This is a genomic window from Trinickia caryophylli (genome assembly GCF_034424545.1).
In the GTDB taxonomy this organism is placed as follows: domain Bacteria; phylum Pseudomonadota; class Gammaproteobacteria; order Burkholderiales; family Burkholderiaceae; genus Trinickia; species Trinickia caryophylli.
In genome coordinates, this window is record NZ_CP139970.1 from 304,096 (window position 1) to 320,768 (window position 16,673).

General features: G+C 65.6%; 18 protein-coding genes. 5 read left to right on the top strand and 13 right to left on the bottom strand.

Annotated elements, in window-relative coordinates; translation table 11 throughout:
* Window positions 1-53: 53 nt before the first annotated feature.
* A complete protein-coding gene (locus U0034_RS01310) occupies window positions 54-536 on the top strand; it encodes a hypothetical protein (RefSeq protein WP_085226268.1) in 483 nt (160 codons plus the stop codon).
* Window positions 537-615: 79 nt separating this feature from the next.
* Here U0034_RS01310 and U0034_RS01315 read toward each other — a convergent pair whose 3' ends face one another.
* Window positions 616-1,506 (bottom strand): NAD(P)-dependent oxidoreductase, encoded by an 891-nt coding sequence (locus tag U0034_RS01315; protein WP_085226267.1) that lies wholly within the window; start codon window positions 1,504-1,506, stop codon window positions 616-618.
* 142 nt (window positions 1,507-1,648) lie between these two features.
* Between U0034_RS01315 and U0034_RS01320 the strand changes: the two genes are divergently transcribed.
* Window positions 1,649-1,858, top strand: coding sequence for a dodecin (locus U0034_RS01320; RefSeq protein ID WP_085226493.1), 210 nt, complete (start codon window positions 1,649-1,651; stop codon window positions 1,856-1,858).
* 152 nt (window positions 1,859-2,010) lie between these two features.
* On the opposite strand, the gene U0034_RS01325 is transcribed toward U0034_RS01320, so the two are convergent.
* From U0034_RS01325 to U0034_RS01340, 4 genes are all read right to left on the bottom strand, one after another.
* Window positions 2,011-3,099, bottom strand: coding sequence for a BMP family ABC transporter substrate-binding protein (locus U0034_RS01325; RefSeq protein ID WP_085226266.1), 1,089 nt, complete (start codon window positions 3,097-3,099; stop codon window positions 2,011-2,013).
* 63 nt (window positions 3,100-3,162) lie between these two features.
* Entirely contained in the window at window positions 3,163-4,092 is a 930-nt protein-coding gene (locus U0034_RS01330) for an ABC transporter permease (protein WP_085226265.1), read from the bottom strand.
* A gap of 67 nt (window positions 4,093-4,159) precedes the next feature.
* On the bottom strand, window positions 4,160-5,263 hold the full coding sequence (locus tag U0034_RS01335; protein WP_085226263.1) for an ABC transporter permease: 1,104 nt from the start codon (window positions 5,261-5,263) through the stop codon (window positions 4,160-4,162).
* An 88-nt stretch (window positions 5,264-5,351) separates the two neighbouring features.
* A complete protein-coding gene (locus tag U0034_RS01340) occupies window positions 5,352-6,941 on the bottom strand; it encodes an ABC transporter ATP-binding protein (protein WP_085226261.1) in 1,590 nt (529 codons plus the stop codon).
* Between the two features lie 226 nt (window positions 6,942-7,167).
* Here U0034_RS01340 and U0034_RS01345 point away from each other — a divergent pair, with 226 nt between their 5' ends.
* On the top strand, window positions 7,168-8,112 hold the full coding sequence (locus U0034_RS01345; RefSeq protein ID WP_085226259.1) for a LysR substrate-binding domain-containing protein: 945 nt from the start codon (window positions 7,168-7,170) through the stop codon (window positions 8,110-8,112).
* A gap of 91 nt (window positions 8,113-8,203) precedes the next feature.
* On the opposite strand, the gene U0034_RS01350 is transcribed toward U0034_RS01345, so the two are convergent.
* On the bottom strand, window positions 8,204-9,598 hold the full coding sequence (locus U0034_RS01350) for an 8-oxoguanine deaminase (protein WP_085226258.1): 1,395 nt from the start codon (window positions 9,596-9,598) through the stop codon (window positions 8,204-8,206).
* A 284-nt stretch (window positions 9,599-9,882) separates the two neighbouring features.
* On the opposite strand from U0034_RS01350, the gene uraH reads away from it, so the two are divergent.
* On the top strand, window positions 9,883-10,236 hold the full coding sequence (uraH, locus tag U0034_RS01355; RefSeq protein ID WP_085226256.1) for a hydroxyisourate hydrolase: 354 nt from the start codon (window positions 9,883-9,885) through the stop codon (window positions 10,234-10,236).
* Window positions 10,237-10,276: 40 nt separating this feature from the next.
* Complete coding sequence (locus tag U0034_RS01360; RefSeq protein WP_085226254.1) at window positions 10,277-11,473, top strand: urate hydroxylase PuuD; 1,197 nt, start codon at window positions 10,277-10,279, stop codon at window positions 11,471-11,473.
* 67 nt (window positions 11,474-11,540) lie between these two features.
* Here the strand turns inward: U0034_RS01360 and U0034_RS01365 are convergent, their stop codons facing one another.
* The 7 genes from U0034_RS01365 to ldcA form a co-directional block, all read right to left on the bottom strand.
* On the bottom strand, window positions 11,541-11,834 hold the full coding sequence (locus tag U0034_RS01365; RefSeq protein WP_085226244.1) for a flagellar transcriptional regulator FlhD: 294 nt from the start codon (window positions 11,832-11,834) through the stop codon (window positions 11,541-11,543).
* A gap of 130 nt (window positions 11,835-11,964) precedes the next feature.
* The gene (locus U0034_RS01370) at window positions 11,965-12,105 is read right to left on the bottom strand and encodes a hypothetical protein (RefSeq protein WP_170151716.1); all 141 of its coding nucleotides are present in this window, start codon (window positions 12,103-12,105) and stop codon (window positions 11,965-11,967) included.
* 273 nt (window positions 12,106-12,378) lie between these two features.
* Entirely contained in the window at window positions 12,379-12,897 is a 519-nt protein-coding gene (locus tag U0034_RS01375) for an ureidoglycolate lyase (protein WP_085226242.1), read from the bottom strand.
* A 12-nt stretch (window positions 12,898-12,909) separates the two neighbouring features.
* Window positions 12,910-13,923, bottom strand: a complete 1,014-nt coding sequence (gene alc, locus U0034_RS01380) for an allantoicase (protein WP_085226240.1) — start codon at window positions 13,921-13,923, stop codon at window positions 12,910-12,912.
* A gap of 96 nt (window positions 13,924-14,019) precedes the next feature.
* Window positions 14,020-14,541, bottom strand: a complete 522-nt coding sequence (gene uraD, locus U0034_RS01385; RefSeq protein ID WP_085226238.1) for a 2-oxo-4-hydroxy-4-carboxy-5-ureidoimidazoline decarboxylase — start codon at window positions 14,539-14,541, stop codon at window positions 14,020-14,022.
* Window positions 14,538-15,488, bottom strand: coding sequence for an allantoinase PuuE (puuE, locus tag U0034_RS01390; protein ID WP_085226236.1), 951 nt, complete (start codon window positions 15,486-15,488; stop codon window positions 14,538-14,540). Before puuE ends, uraD begins: the two co-directional genes overlap by 4 nt.
* Window positions 15,489-15,720: 232 nt before the next feature.
* The gene (gene ldcA / locus U0034_RS01395; protein WP_085226234.1) at window positions 15,721-16,656 is read right to left on the bottom strand and encodes a muramoyltetrapeptide carboxypeptidase; all 936 of its coding nucleotides are present in this window, start codon (window positions 16,654-16,656) and stop codon (window positions 15,721-15,723) included.
* Between the last annotated feature and the right edge of the window lie 17 nt (window positions 16,657-16,673).

Here is a 16,673-nt window from a genome sequence, read left to right on the forward strand (position 1 = left end):
TCGGTATGCTATAAAAGATCGACGTGCGGCGCGCGAGAGCCGGGAGTGGTCGCATGAGGACGCTGTGTTTCTTGCAATTCTTTTTCAGGCGAATGTTTATGTCCTTCCCGAAAAAGCGCAGGCGCGCGAGCGCGCAGTGCGAGGAGTCGTTTCTTGCCGTCTTGCGCCAATTCAAGCCTTTTGGCCAACTCGACACCAAGATCGCCCGAGCGCGCGCGCAGGATGAGCCGGTGCTCTATGCGCACGTGCTGCCAGGGCTCGACGTCCTGCTTTGCAGCGTGCGCGGCGCACAGCCGCCCTACCCGGCTGTCGACGAACTGCGGCGGCGCTGCATCGAGTCGATCGCCAACGCACTCGAGCAGCCGCTGGACGGGCTCGAAAACGGCGGCTACTGGTATGAGGCGAACGGCTTCGGCTTTCTCGTCTTTGCAAGCCGCGCGCGTTCGCGCATCCTGCCGGAGTTCGGTGCCGGCGGCGCCGCGCCCGGCACGCGCCCCCAGAGCACCGGCGACGCCACCCCGCGCTCGCTGCGCTGAGCGCCCTGGCGTGGGTGGCCGGTTTTGGTTCCGCCCGACGCGCGCGCGGGTTCGTGTTCCATGGCCGCTCAGTTGCCGCTCAGTTGCCGCGCGGGTGCACGACGTCGATGAACGCGGCCAGATCCGCATTGCCGAGTCCCATGGCGGCGCCGAGTCTAAGCACCTGCTGCACGGTGCTCGCCACCGGCATGACCGCACCCGATTCGCGTGCCGCGTCGGCCACCGCGTCGATATCCTTCTGAAAGGTTTTCAGTGAGCCGATGGCCGGATGACCGGCCTCTGTCATGCGCGGCACGAACGTACGCAGCAGCACCGAATCGGCCCAGCCGCCCGCAAGCGCCTCGGGCAACCTCGCCGCATCGATGCCGGCACGCTCGGCGAGCCCCACGGCTTCGGCGATCGCCGCAACCGTCGCACAGACGATCGCCTGATTGCACAGCTTCGTCGTCTGCCCGGCGCCCACTTCGCCCATGCGTGTCACGCGGGCCGCATAGGCGGCCATCACGGGCGCGAGCTGCGCCAGGTCTTGCTCGCCGCCGCCCGCCATCACAGCAAGCGTGCCGGCCTCGGCGCCCGGCACACCGCCCGAGACGGGCGCATCGATCCATGCCACGCCCGCGCGCTCGGCCCGCTGCGCGAGTACCCGGGTGGCCGACGGCGCGATCGTCGAATGATCGACGATCGTGTGCAGCCTGCGCGCCGCCGCGGCGGCACCGCCAGCCTCGCCGAGCACGCCGCCCGTGCCGAAGAGGACTTCTTCGACCGCTCGCGCATCGGTAACGCAAAGAAACAAGGCTTCGACGCGCGCAGCAAGCCCTGCTCTCTCCTCGACGGCGCGCGCCCCGTCCTTCACGAGCGCATCCACCTTCGCGCGCGTGCGATTCCAGACCCAGACCGTGTGCCCGGCGCGCAGCAGATGCCGCACCATCGGTGCACCCATGAGGCCTGGCCCGCAAAATCCGATATCCATCTCTTGTCCTTGCTCCTTGCGCCCAAGGCGGGAACGATCCCTGCGCGGCGCTTCGATGGCGGCGCGCGGCTCATTCAAAGCGGGAAACGAGGATCGCACGCCGCCTATACTTTTTTTCCCGGCCCAACAACGGAGCGCCATCATGAACGATCACGTCTACAAGCAGATCGAGCTGACCGGCTCGTCTACGACCTCGAGCGACGAGGCGATCCGCACCGCGATCCAGCGTGCCTCGAAGACCCTGCGCAATCTGCATTGGTTCCAGGTCACCGACGTGCGCGGGCACATCGAGAACGGCAATATCGTACATTGGCAGGTTTCGCTCAAGGTCGGCATGCGCATCGAAGACTAGCGCGATGCGGCGTCGCGCGTGGTCCGCGCCCACCCGAACAAAAAAGGCCGCGGCGAATGCGCGGCCTTCCGGCGCACTGCCGCTCGCATCGGGGCCGACCATGTCGGCAACGGCTGCGAGCCGGCGGATTTCGGCTTCGTCAAGCCCAGCCGTTACTTCGGCAGCGAGCCGTCCACACCCTCGACGTACCAGTTGAGCCGCTGCAACTCGGCGTCCGACAGCGCCTTGCCCGCCGGCACCTTGACGGCACCGCCCTGGTCCTTGATCGGGCCCGTGAATACGTCCCATTTGCCGCTCGCGATCTGCGCACGCATCGTCTCCACCTTTTTCTGGCTATCGGCCGAGATCGCGGACGTATTCAAATCTTCGAGGTTGACGGCCTTTTGCGGAATGCCCCACCAGATCGGGTCGTTCTTCCACTTGCCGTCGAGCACCTGCTGTATCACGGCCGAATAGTAGACGCCCCAATGGCCGACGACCGAGCCGAGGTGCGCGTCAGGCCCGAACTTCTTCATGTCGGAGTCCCAGCCGAACGCGTGCACCTTCTTCGCGGCGGCCGTCGCGAGCGTCGCGCTCGAATCCGTGTTTTGCAGCAGCACATCGGCGCCCTGGCCGATCAGCGTTTCGGCAGCCTGCTTTTCCTTGCCCGGGTCGAACCAGCTGTTGATCCAGACGACCTTCGTATGGATCTTCGGATTGACCGAGCGCGCGCCAAGCGTATACGCATTGATGTTGCGCACCACCTCGGGGATGGGCACCGAGGCCACGAAGCCGAGCGTGTTCGTCTTCGTCACCGAGCCGGCGACGATGCCGGCCAGGTAGGCGCCCTGATACATGCGAACGTCGTAGGTACCGAAATTCGGCGCCTTCTTGAAGCCCGTCGCGTGCAGGAACACCGTATCGGGAAAGTCCTTCGCCACCTTGAGCTCGAAATCCTGGTAGCCGAAGCTCGTGCCGACGATCACCTTGTTGCCCTTGTTCGCGAGATCGCGGAACACGCGCTCGGAATCGGCCGATTCGGGCACGTTCTCGACGCGCGTCACCTTGATCTTGCCACCGTACCTGGTCTCGGCCTCCTTCGAACCCTGGTCGTGCGCATAAGTCCAGCCGGCATCCCCCGGGTTGCCGATATAGACGAACGCCACGCCGGGTGCGTCGGCCGCGCGCGCGGCCGGGCCGAACCCGCAAGCAAGGGCCATGGCCGCGGCTCCGGCGAGCGAGGTCAACGTTTTTCTTTTCATCGAACTTCTCCAGTGGTGTGGGTTGATCGGTAGGTCTTTTCGATTCGACGGGCGGCGCACGCGTCAGCTCGCCGCAAAGAACGGCTTGCCCAACGACGCGGGCGCATTGAGCTTGATCGTATTCGGGTTGCGGGAAATCACGGCCAGCACGACGATCGTCGCGACGTACGGCAACATCGCGAGAAACTGCGTGGGTACGGCGACTCCGGCAGCTTGCGCATAGAACTGCAGGCTCATGACGGCGCCGAAGAGCAGCGCGCCGACCAGCAGCCGCCATGGCCGCCACGTCGCGAAAACGACGAGCGCGAGTGCGATCCATCCGCGGCCCGAGGTCAGTTGCTCCTGCCAGAGTTGCAGATAGACGATCGAGTAGTATCCGCCCGCCAGACCGGCCATGCCGCCGCCGAAAAGCGTCGCGCCGTAACGCACGCCCACGACCGAAAAGCCGACCGCGTGCGCGACGTCCGGCGACTCGCCCACCGAGCGCAGCACGAGCCCGGCACGCGTGCGATAAAGAAACCATGCCACGAGGGCGAACATGACGAAGGCCAGATAGCCGAGCGGCGTGAGCGAGAAGAACGCCGGCCCGAGCACCGGCAGGTGCGCCACGCCCGGTATCGGCCACGCGCCGATCGTCGCCGGAACCGCGGCCGATGTGTACGGCTTGCCGACATAGGCGGACAGGCCGATACCGAAGATCGTGAGCGAAAGGCCCGTGGCCACCTGGTTGGCGAGCATCGTCAACGTGAGAAAGCCGAAGAGCAACGCCATTGCGACGCCCGCGCCCACCGCGGCGGCCGCGCCGAGCCACGGGTTGCCCGTGGCCGACGTCACCGCGTAGCCGGTCACCGCGCCCATCAGCATCATGCCTTCCACGCCGAGATTGAGTACGCCGGATTTCTCCGTCACGAGTTCGCCGAGCCCCGCGTACATCAGCGGGATGGCGGCGACGACGGCGCTCGAGGCGAGTGTGCTGGCTTGTTCAACGTTCATCGGTCGGTCTTTACGAGTTATTCATCGTGGGGGCGCGAAGCGCCGCGCGTTCGGTGCCTCGCCGCGTTCAACGGTGCACGGCAGCCGCGACACGCCGCACGCGGTAGTTGACGAACAGATCGGCACCGAGCAGGCAAAAGAGCAGCAGCCCCTGGAACACGCCGCTCAACGCCTGAGGCAGCTGCAGCGACGTCTGTACCGCCTCCCCGCCGAGATAGAGCAACGCCATCAGCAGGCTCGCGAGCACGATGCCGATCGGATGAAGCCGGCCGACGAACACGACGATGATCGCGGTGAAGCCATAGCCCGGCGACCACGTGGCCTGCAACTGTCCGATCGGGCCGGCGATCTCGCCCATGCCGGCGAGCCCGGCGAGCGCACCGCTCAAGAGCAGCGACGTCCAGATGGTCCGTTTGTCGGAAAAACCGGCGTAGCGCGCGGCAAGCGGTGCAAGCCCGCCCACGTTCATACGGAATCCGGCAAAGCTCTTGCGCATGAAGAGCCACATCACGGGAATCGACGCGAGCGTAACGAAAAGAGACGCATTCAGACGCGTGCCGCGCAACAGCTTCCAGCGCCAGTCGCCGCCGAAAGTCGGATAGAGCGCATCGCCCGAGAACATCTCGGAAATCGGAAAGTTCATGCCTTGCGGGTCGCGCCACGGACCGCTCACGAGATAGATCAGCAGTTGCGTGGCCACATAGGTGAGCATCAGACTTGTAAGGATCTCGCTCGTATTGAAACGGCTTCGCAGGAATGCCGGAATGGCCGCCCAAGCCATCCCGCCTGCGACCCCGGCCGCCATCATGAGCGGCAGGATCCACCCGCCGCTCGATTGATCGAACGCGATCGCGATACCGCTCGCGGCAATCCCACCCGCAAGCATCTGCCCTTCCGCGCCGATGTTCCAGACGTTGGCGCGATAGCCGACAGCCAGCCCGAGCCCGATCAGGCAGAGCGGCGACGCCTTGAGCAGCAGCTCCGACCAGCCGTTCACCGTGGACAGCGGCTCGATGAAGAACGCCCACATCGCCTCGGCCGGATCCCGGCCGACGAGCCCGAAGATGGCGAAGCCGATGACGAGCGTAAGCACCGCCGCGATCAGCGGAACAGAGAAGCGCATCATGCGGGAAGGCGTCGATCGCGCCTCGAGTCGATAGGGGAATTGCATGGTCTGATTCAAACGTTGGCGGCAATCGTTTTGTGGTCGTATGCGTACTCGCGCGCGCGGCATCGAGCTCGTTGTGCGGCAGGCTCGCTCATGCGTGCAGCGGGTCCTCGGCGGCCGCAACGGCACCGCGCTCGCCGAAGAGGCCCGCCATCCAGCGGCCGATCTCCTCGGCGTTCGTTTCGCCCGTTTTCCGTGCCGGCGAAAGGCGGCCGCCGGCCAGTACCGCAATGCGGTCGCAGATATCGAAGAGTTCGTCGAGCTCCTCGGACACGACGAGCACTGCCACACCGCTGGCCGACAGATCGAGCAGTTGCTGGCGGATGAAGGCCGATGCGCCTACGTCCACGCCCCAGGTGGGCTGCGCGACGACGAGCACCTTCGGCGCTTGAAGGATCTCGCGCCCGACGATGAACTTCTGCAGGTTGCCGCCCGACAGCGATTGCGCGAGCGCCTCGGTGCCGCCGCAGCGCACGTCGAAACGTTCGATGCAACGCGCGGCAAATGCATGCATCGCGCGTGCGCCAATCCAGCCATGGCGCACCATGCGCGCCTGACGGTGCGCGGTCAGCAGGCCATTTTCGGCCAGCGTCATCGCGGGCACCGCGCCGCGGCCAAGACGCTCCTCCGGCACGAACGCGAAGCCGAGCCGGCGCCGCGCGTCGGGCGCAAGGTGCGCCGCCGGCTCGCCGCAGATCGAGACCGACTCGCGCGCCGCGTTGCCGCGCCGCTCGCCCGAGAGCGCCGCCAGCAGTTCGGCCTGCCCATTGCCCGAGACACCCGCAATACCGAAGATTTCGCCCGCGTGCACGTCGAAGGAAACATCGGCGAGCGAGGTGCCGAACGGATCGTCGCTCGCCACCGTCAGGTGCTGGACCGAAAGCAGGACCTCGCCGGGTGTATGCGGCCGGCGCGTGTAGTCCGGCAGCGAGTGCCCGACCATCAGTTGCGCGAGCGACGCGTGCGTCTCGTTGCGCGGTGTCACGCTGCCCGTGACGCGGCCCGCGCGCATGACGGTGGCCGTATCGCAAAGCGCCTGAATCTCATCGAGCTTGTGACTGATGTAGAGAATGCTGCATCCTTGCGCGGCGAGCCGCCGCAGTGTCTCGAAGAGCTTGCGCACGGCTTGCGGCGTGAGCACGGAAGTGGGTTCGTCCATGATCAAGAGGCGCGGGTGCTGCAGCAGGCACCGAACGATCTCGACGCGCTGCCTCTCGCCCACGGTCAGGCTGTGCACGTGCCGCAGGGGATCGATCTCGAGCCCGTATTCGGCCGATACTTCGCCGATGCGGCGCGCCAGCGCCCCGAGATCGAACGGTTCGTCGAGCGCGAGGGCGATATTCTCGGCCACCGTCAGCGTCTCGAATAACGAAAAGTGCTGAAACACCATGCCGATGCCGAGCTTGCGCGCGGCGGCCGGGCTGGTGATCTCGACGGCGTGCCCTTCCCAGCTGATCTCCCCCGCATCCGGCCGCACCGCGCCGTAGATGATCTTCATCAGCGTGCTTTTTCCGGCGCCGTTTTCACCCAGCACCGCATGAATCTCTCCGGGCGCGACGGTCAGATCCACCGCGTCGTTGGCGAGCACGCTCGGATACCGTTTCGTGATGCCGGCCAGCGCAAGACGCGGCACGCGCGCCGCGCGAGTCTCGGGACCGCCCTTCAATGGAATGTCGCTCATAACAATCAGTTGTCTGCTCTTGCTCGAAACGGGCGCATGCCGCCCCGCCGTGGCCCGACGATACCCAAATCACGACGCACCGTCGAGCCAACAAAATCGGCCGCCGAAACACTGTTCCGTTCGCGCGTCACCGGCTCGCCCCTTCTTGACGTCGATTTATGCACATATTAAAAGCCTGATATCCCCACCCGTGCTCGATCAGCGGTTCCATATATTCGGAGAGACCATGAGCCAGCAACGCGAAGCAATCGATACCTACCTGCTGCGCGTGTTGCACACGTTGCTGATGGAGCGCAGCGTGACGCGCGCGGCCGTCAAGCTCAACCAGTCGCAGCCCGCCATCAGCGCGGCCTTGCGGCGCCTGCGGGACATCACGGGTGACCCCCTGCTCGTGCGCGGCAAAGCAGGCATGGTGCCGACCGAATACGGGCTGCGGCTGCTCGAGCCCGTGCAAAACGCCTTGCGAGAGATCGAGCGGATCCGCTTCCAGCAGCACAACTTCAACCCCGCGACGTCGATCCGCTGCTACCGGATCGGCTGCCCCGATTATCTGAACGTCCTGTTCGTGCCCACGGTTGTCGAGCGCTTCCGGCAGGCCGCGCCGAATGCGCAGCTCGAGTTCCATTCGCTCGGGCCCGCTTTCGACTACGAGCTCGCGCTCGAGGACGGCAAGCTCGATATCGTCATCGGCAACTGGCCGGAGCCGCCCGAGCAATTGCATCTGTCGAATCTCTTCGTCGACGAGATCGTCTGCGTGATGAGCAATACGCATCCGTTCGCCAAACGCGGCAGCCTCACGCTCGATCAATATCTCAACGCACCTCACCTCGCGCCGACGCCCTACTCCGTCGGCCAGCGCGGCGCCATCGACGTCCATCTCGCGCGCGAGCGGCTGAAGCGGCATGTCGTCGTCACATTGCCCTACTTCAACCTCGCCCCCTACGTACTCGTCAAGTCCGATCTGATCTTCACGACCACGCGCCTGTTCGCCAACCATTACGCCGAACTCCTTCCGCTCACCGTCCTGCCCGCGCCACTCGACTTTCCGCCGATGCAGTACTACCAGCTCTGGCACGAACGCTCGCACTACTCGGACGAAGTGCGCTGGTTGCGCGGGCTCGTGGCCGACGCCACGCGCGCGCTCGTCGAGCACGCTTCCGATTCGGCCTAGCCAGCCGGCGGCGGATCGGCCTCGTGCCGCCGCTGCATCCGGCGCATGCGGCTCCCGACACGCCTGCCGCCGCACGCTGCAGGCGCACCGCTCAGCGCGCGGCCTCGGCCAGCTCGCGCGCGAGCCGGTTGTGTCGCTCGACGAGCGGCGCGACCTCGAGCCTCGTCAGCCGCCCGTTTTCGACCACGACTTTGCCGTCGATCACGCTCAATGCCACCTGGGACGGCGCGCACAACACGAGGGCAGCAACCGGGTCGTGCAACGCGCCCGCGAACTGCGGCTGACGCAGATCGAAGGCAATGAAATCGGCCGCCATGCCGGGCGCGAGCGCTCCAATGTCGTCGCGCCCGAGCACCGCCGCGCCGCCGAGCGTCGCCAGCTCGAGCGCATCTCTTGCCGTCATCGCCGCGGGCCCCGACGCCACGCGCTGCAACAGCAGCGCCTGACGCGCCTCGGCCACCATCTGCGCGCCGTCGTTCGACGCCGAGCCATCCACCCCCAACCCGACGGGCACGCCCGCATCGCGCATCGCACGAATCGGCGCGATACCCGACGCAAGCCGCATGTTCGAGCACGGGCAATGGGCAACGCCTGTGCGCGTGCGAGCGAACAGTCCGATGCCGGCCGCATCGAGCTGCACGCAGTGCGCATGCCAGACGTCGGGGCCGACCCAGCCGACATCCTGCGCGTATTGCGCCGGCGTCATGCCGAAGCGTTCGCGGCTGTACGCGACGTCGTTCGCGTTCTCCGCCAAGTGGGTATGCAGCCGCACCCGATATGCACGCGCGAGCGCCGCCGATTCGCGCATCAAGTCCCGGCTCACGGAGAACGGCGAGCACGGCGCGACTGCCACCCTCAGCATCGCGTAGCGCCCCTCGTCGTGATACGTCTCGATGAGGCGCTGCGTGTCCTCGATGATCGCGTCCTCGCGCTCGACAAGCGCGTCGGGCGGCAAGCCGCCGTCCTTCTCGCCGACACTCATGCTGCCGCGGCTCGCGTGAAACCGCATGCCAATGCGTACCGCCGCGCCGATGCTATCGTCGAGCCGGCTGCCGTTCGGATAAAGATAAAGATGGTCGCTCGACGTCGTACAGCCCGAAAGCAGCAGCTCGGCCATGGCCGTGAGCGTCGACACCTCGATCATTTCCGGCGTCAGATGGGCCCAAATCCGATAAAGAGCGGTCAGCCAGCCGAAGAGCTCGGCGTTTTGCGCCGCCGGCACGGCGCGCGTAAGACTCTGGTACATGTGGTGATGCGTGTTGACGAGGCCCGGCATCACGAGGTGCCCATGCAGATCGAGCACCTCGTCGGCCGTGTCCGGCAACTCGCTGCTGGCACCGACAGCCACGATCCGGTTACCTTCGACGAAGAGTCCCGCATCGCGCAGTTCGCGCCGCGTTCCGTCCATCGTGACCACAAGGTCCGCATGCTTCACGAGCAGCGTCTTCCTTCGGCTGGCCGCCCCGGCTTGCTGCTCGCCTGTCATGCGTTCTCCATGTGTCGTTTGCAGCCATCAGGTGCAGCCATAACGATCGAGGGCCAAAAACCGGCTGGCAATGCGTCCGGCAGCGATAGTCGCCTTCACGGCTACGATATAGTCCTCGTCTTCCCGGGTGGGGCCAGCCCGCGTCGGGCCCCGCTTCATGCGCCCGCCATTATCTTTCCTATCGCTCGTGCGCGCAGCATTGCGGCTTCTTAGAATGCCGGAACGACGCTCGCATCGCACTGAACTGCCCGCGGGCACGCGTTCAACCGGAGGAACCACCTCGAATGGGAAAACTCACGACCCACGTACTGGATACGGCATACGGACGCCCCGGTGCCGGCATCACCGTCGAGCTCTACGTACTGCAAGCCGACGCCCGGCGCCTGCTCAAGACCGCCGTCACCAACCGCGACGGGCGCTGCGATGCACCGCTTCTGGAGGGAGCCGAATTCGTACCCGGCGAGTACGAGCTCGTCTTTCATGCAGGGGATTACTTTGCCGCCGCCGGCGTCGCGCTTGCGAGCCCCCGTTTCGTCGATCGTGTCGTGCTGCGCTTCGGCATTGCCGATGCCACGGCCCACTACCACGTACCGCTTCTCGTTTCGCCCTGGGCGTACAGCACCTACCGCGGCAGTTGAGCGCTCACCGCACCGACACCGCGCCGAGAGGAGGCAATACATGGAAGGATTCATCATCGACTGGCTCAGCCTGGCGATTCGCTGGCTGCACGTGGTCGTCGCGATCGCCTGGATCGGCGAGTCGTTCTATTTCGTCGCGCTCGACAACGGCCTGAGAAAGCCCAAAGACGCGGCGCTCGCGGCACGCGGCGTGTTCGGCGAGTTGTGGCACGTCCACGGCGGCGGGTTCTACAACATGCAGAAGTACATGGTCGCGCCGCCCGAGATGCCCGAACATCTGCACTGGTCGAAGTGGCCGTCCTACACGACCTGGATGTCCGGTTTCGCGCTCTTCACCGTTCTCTATCTGTTTTCGCCGGGCACGTACTTGATCGACAGGAACGTACTCGACATGGAGCCCGCCGTCGCGATCGCGACGGCCCTCGGCTTTCTCGCGGCGGGCTGGCTCGTCTACGACACGTTATGCCGGCTGCTGGGCGGCAACGATCGCCTGCTCGGCCTGTGCGTCGGTGCCTATGTACTCGCGGCGGCATGGCTCGCCTGCCACTTGTTCTCCGGGCGCGCCGCCTATCTGATCGCCGGTGCGATGCTTGCGACGATCATGTCGGCAAACGTGTTTTTCGTCATCATTCCCGGCCAGCGAAAGGTCGTGGACGCCATGCTGAAGGGCGAGGCGCCGAACCCGGTCTACGGCAAGCGGGGCAAGCAACGCTCGGTGCACAACACCTATTTTACGCTGCCGGTCGTGTTCGCGATGCTGTCGAATCACTATGCGATGACGTACACGCACCGCTACAACTGGGCTGTGCTCGCGATCCTCATGCTGGCCGGAGCGCTGATCCGTCAATTCTTCGTGATGCGCCATCGCGGGCAGGTGCTCTGGTATCTGCCTGGAGCTGGCGTCGCGCTGCTCGCTGCCGCGTTCGCCTGGACGCTACCGAAGCCCGCCGGCGTCCCGCCCGGGGCGGCAGCCGATGCGCCGAAGCTGAGCGTCGCCGATATCGCGCCCGTCTTGCAGCAGCGTTGCGCGGCCTGCCACTCCGCACACCCCACGCTCATGGGTAGCGCCCCCGCCGGCGTCATGTTCGATACACACGATGAAATCGCGCAAAACGCGCAACGCATCTACCAGCAAGCCGTGCAATTGAAGGCGATGCCGCTCGGCAATGTGACGCACATGACCGACGCGGAACGCGTGAAGCTGGCGACCTGGTTCGAAAGCGGCGCATCGAGATAAAAAAAACCCGCCATTGGAGGCGGGCCGAAGCAATTCCGTCGTCAGACGGAAGGAGGAGACAAAACTGTCATGCAGCCGCGGCGAGCAGCGCATCCTGAACCACGGGAGCCGCCGTGGCAGGCGCGCCGAGACCGCCGAGCACCGCGTGGTCGTTGAAGCGGAAGAAACAGATCAACTGGTCGCGCGACGCGAGCTTGAGCGCCTGGGCCTGAGAGAGGCCCGTAAGCAGATCGGCGACGGGTGCCGAAATGCCGAGCACCTCGATGCCGCTCTCGCGGTTTTCACGCAGCATCCGCTGCACGAGCGAGAGATAAGACATGTTGATCTCGCGAATCGATTCAGAAGTATCGCAGCTGTTCATGGTATCCCCTTCCGCTTGAGTGTCCTGCTCACCAACCCCGTATTTCGTTGAATCCCTGATTGTTCGCCTGTCGCGCCGCCCCGGCTTCGTCGTCTTTTGCGCGAGCCGCCGGGTACGGCGTCGAATTTCGTCAGCAGCCGCCTCGTTGGTCGGCAACCCCCAATGCGATCAGGCTGGCGGCCAGTTCGCGCAGCAAATGCTGCGTGAGGGCGCCGGCACCGCCTTCGCTGAGGCGCTTGAGTTCGATGATGTCTTTGGCAATGCGGCTCATCTCGATGTCTCCTTGAGGTTGGCTGCTATCGCTTCGGGTCCGCGGCAACTTGTCGCATCTCCGTTTGCTGTGAGGAAAGTATCGGTCAGACCGATTCCGATTCAAATCAGCCTGCGCTGAAGCTCTCGTAATACCTACCGGCCGTCGTGTCAGCGTTTTCCTACGCGGGCACGCCAAAAGGCAGACGTAAACGCCGAAGCCCGCGCTGGACGCGGGCTTCGGGCGCATCGTTCGATCCGGTAAAAAGTGCTTATGCCCTGACAGCGCGTGGGGTTATCGCGCAGTCGCGGTGCGTTCGAGCGCTTCCTGGGTAAGCCAGAGCGGCTCAGGCAACGTCTGCTCATCGCAGTTGTTGCCCTCGCCCCCACGGTCGACGACGATGAAGTCGCTTGGTTCGCCGAGCGCAAGCAGCGGATGGTGCCAGACTCCTTTTGCGTAATTCACGCCTTGCCATCCGCGCGCGACGAACGCGCGGACCGCCTGCGGCGCCAGGGGCCCGGCCGGCGCCACGACGATCAGATAGGGCCGCGGCGCCAACGGCACGAACGCTTGCGATCCGAGCGGGTGGCGCTCGAGCATCGACACTTCGAACGGCAATGCGCGTGGCTCGCCGCGAAAGAGATTGATGAGTGGCCGCCCGCCGTCATCCGTAACGTCGATCCGGGCCAGATCGTGGTACCGCATCGTCGTTCCGCCGTTGATGGGAATACGGCGAGCCCCTTCGAGTTCGATCACGTCGCCGAACGGGGAGAAGCCCTCGCGTGTCAACGGTTCGATCACCAGTGCTTTCATGCAAACGGTTCCTTACTCGACGGTGCCCCACAGACGCAGCCGCGACACGCCGCCGTCGGGAACGATGTTGAAGCGCACGTGCGTGACGGGCCCGAGCGCCGCGAGCCCGCTTTCGAACACGTGCAAATGATCCATCTGCAGTTTCTGTTCGTCGAGCAGCACGGACCAGAACATCGCCTGGGTGACGAGCGAGCTGTCAGTGCCGCCCGCGACGTAGGCGGCTTGCAGCGAGCAGCGATCGGGATAGTTCCCCTTGAAATGCGCCGTATCGACTCCGATGCGCTTGATCGTGCCGGGGCGCGCCAGTGCGACGATGGCCCAGTCGTTACCCGGTTCGCGGCGCCGGCGCGTCTCCCAGCCATCGCCCATGTTGACGCCGCGGCCGGGCATGAGCAGATTCGACGCAGCGCCGAAGTGCTGATTGTTGGCGGCTACGATATACGCCCCATTTTCCAGCGCAGCGAGATCGACGAGCGCATCGGGCCCCACGCCCGCCCAGTCGATGCTCGGCTGGCCATAGACCCGCAGGCGCGCGATGCCGCCGTCGGGATAAAGGTTCAGGCGAAGGTGCGTGTACACCGCACAATCTTGCACATCGAGGTAATGATGGCTGTTTCCTTGCAGCGATACCGATGCGACGATCCCGGTCCATCGCGTCGATGCATCGGGCACCCCGCCATCCGGCACGTTCGCGGCTTCGATCGATGCGGCCGGCGGAAAGTTGCCCGTGAAATGGCTCGTATCGAGATCGACGCCCTTCACCACGCCGGCGCGCGCGAGTTTGATCACGCACCAGTCGTAGCCGGCCGTGCGCTTGCGCCGCGTTTCCCAGCCGTCCATCCACTTGCCGTGATCGTCGTACTTGCCGGGAACGAACACGGCCGGCTCCGGGTTCAGCATCCGCTCCTTCGGCGCGAAAAACTCGTCGCTTGCCGCGATTGCCTCGGCCCCAAGGCGCGGGTCGGCCAGATTGGCATAGCGCCGCGTGAATTCGGGCGCGTTCGGGTCGGAAATCTGTAGAGCCATTGTGTCGTCCTTGTTAGCGTGTGAGCGTCTCAACCGTGAATCGAGAAGCCCGGGGCTGTTGTGCCCCGTGCGTTTCGCGCGAAGATCTGGCGGCCATCAGCCCTCTATGAGCTCGGCAATGCGAAATCGCGCAATGCGATCGATTTGAGCGAGGCTCTCGCGCAGTTCCTCGTCGCGGCCGTTGCCGAGCCGTGCCTGGAAATTCGCGATGATCGCGCTTCGCTCATACCCGCGTACCGCGAGAATGAACGGAAAGCCGAATTTGTCGCGGTAGGCGCGATTCAGGTGCCGCAGTGTGTCCAACTCTTCCTGCGTGCATTGCGTGAGGCCAGCGCCGGCCTGCTCGCGCGTGGACTCGGCCGTCAGCTCGCCGCGCACCGCCGCCTTGCCCGCGAGCTCCGGGTGCGCCTTGATGAGCGCGAGCTGGCGCGCTTGCCCCGCGCGCGCGACGATGCCGGCCATCGCCTCGACGAGCGCGCTCACGCTCGCAAACGGCCGCGCGTGGGCGGCCTCTTCCGCCACCCAGGGCGAGCGTTCGTAAATACCGGCGAGCGCGGCCACGAATGCTTCGCGCGGTGCCGCATTCAACTGGTCGAGCGTGTATCGCATGGCGGTCATGCCGAAGCCACGCCCGGCGCAGGCTGAAACGGGTGGCGCGCACGCCAGTGCCGTGCGATGTCGACACGCCGCGCAATCCAGACGCGCTCGTGCTTCTCGACGTGATCGAGAAACCGCTGCAACGCGCGGAAACGGCCAGGACGCCCCAGCAGCCGGCAGTGCATGCCGATCGACATCATCTTCGGCGCTTCGTCGCCTTCCTCGTAGAGCACATCGAATGCGTCGCGCAGGTACGTGTAGAAGTGCTCCGCCGTATTGAAGCCCTGCGGCGTCGCGAAGCGCATGTCGTTGGTGTCGAGCGTATACGGCACGATCAGTTGCGGTTTTTTCTCGCCGCCCGTCACCTCGACTCGAGTCCAGAACGGCAGATCGTCGCCGTAGTAATCGGAATCGTAGAGAAACCCGCCGTACTCGGCCACGAGACGCCGCGTGTGCGGGCTGTCGCGTCCCGTGTACCACCCGACGGGCCGCACGCCCGTCACGCGTTCGATCGCCTCCATGCCGAGGCGCATATGCTCCGCTTCGCGCTCGGGCGGCATGTCCTGGTAATGGATCCAGCGCCAACCGTGGCATGCGATTTCGTGGCCGAGTTCGACGAAGGCGCGCGCGACCTCGGGGTGCCGCTCGAGCGCCATCCCGACGCCGAATACCGTCAACGGCAAACCGCGCTTTTCGAACTCGCGCAAGATTCGCCAGACACCCGCGCGAGAGCCGTACTCGTAGATCGACTCCATGCTCATGTGGCGCGCCGGATACGCCGCGGCCCCGACGATCTCGGAGAGAAACTGCTCGGAGGCCGCGTCGCCATGCAGCACGCAGTTTTCTCCGCCCTCCTCGTAATTGAGTACGAACTGCACGGCCACGCGTGCGCGGCCCGGCCAATCGGCCTGAACAGGATGGCGGCCATAGCCGATCAGGTCACGCGGGTAGGAAGGATCGAACGCCATGGTCTCGCGAAGGTCTACGGCAAGGGAGCCGATGCGCCGGCGGAGCCCCGAGGCCCATCGAGCCGGCTCTCGGCCGTGTCGGACCGGGCATCGGGAACCGGGCCAGTGTAACCAAAACACCAGCAGGCGCACATATGGCCGGGTGGATAGTGCGGGTCAGCGGCCCTGTATGATGACGGCGGCGAGGGGCGCCACCGGCGGGCGGACGCAGGCTGCCGAGCGGCGGCGCGCCTCAGGCCCTCGGCCGAGGATGGCCTGTCATCTCGAGCCGGAAGCCCCCGCGATCAGCGGCGAGATGCGCCTGCCCGCCGACAGGCAGGGTGGCGATGTCGGCCACATGGCCGAATGGCAACCCCGTGACGATGGGAATGCCGATGACCGCACGCATGTGCTCGATCATCGCCGCAAGGTCGTAACCGTTGTCGTAGTCGAACTGCCGGATGCCCGAGCATTCACCGATCACGAGCGCGTGCTGGCGGGCAAGCACGCCCGACAGATGCAGTTGATAGATCATGCGTTCGAGCCGAAACGGCTGCTCGTTCACATCCTCGACGAAGAGGATGCCGCCATCGATCCGGGGTAGATACGGCGTACCGACGAGCGAAACGAGCGTCGCGAGATTGCCGCCCCAGAGCATGCCGCGTACATCGCAGCATTCCCGCTGCGCCGATTCGACCTCCAGCACGAGCGACGGCTCCTCCATCGCCCGCCAGAAGTGCTCGAGGGTGAAAGCGCTCGGCGCCTCGGCGCCGAAATGCATGGCGAGCATCGGCCCACTGAAGCTCGGCAGCCCGGCGCGCGCGAGCAGCGCAAGCTGGATGGCCGTGAAATCGCTATGGCCGACGAGCGCCACGGGTTCGCCCGAAAGCCGACGGCGCAGCCCTTCGTAATCGAGCGAGTCGAGCAGCCGCACCGCACCGTAACCACCGCGCACCGCCATGACGATGTCGGGCAGCACGCGTGCCGGATCCGCGAGGCGGTTCAATTCGGCCGCGCGCTCGGCGTCGGTGCCGGCGAAGCGTTGGTGGCGCCGCTGCCCAGCCTCCTCGTTGACCACCTGGTGACCGGCCGCGCGCAGACGCGCGCAGGCGCGCTCGACGGCGGCCGCATCGGGCGGATAACCGGAGGGCGCGATCAGTTCGATGGTACGGGCGGCATTCGTGCGCATGATGGACGGGCAATGAG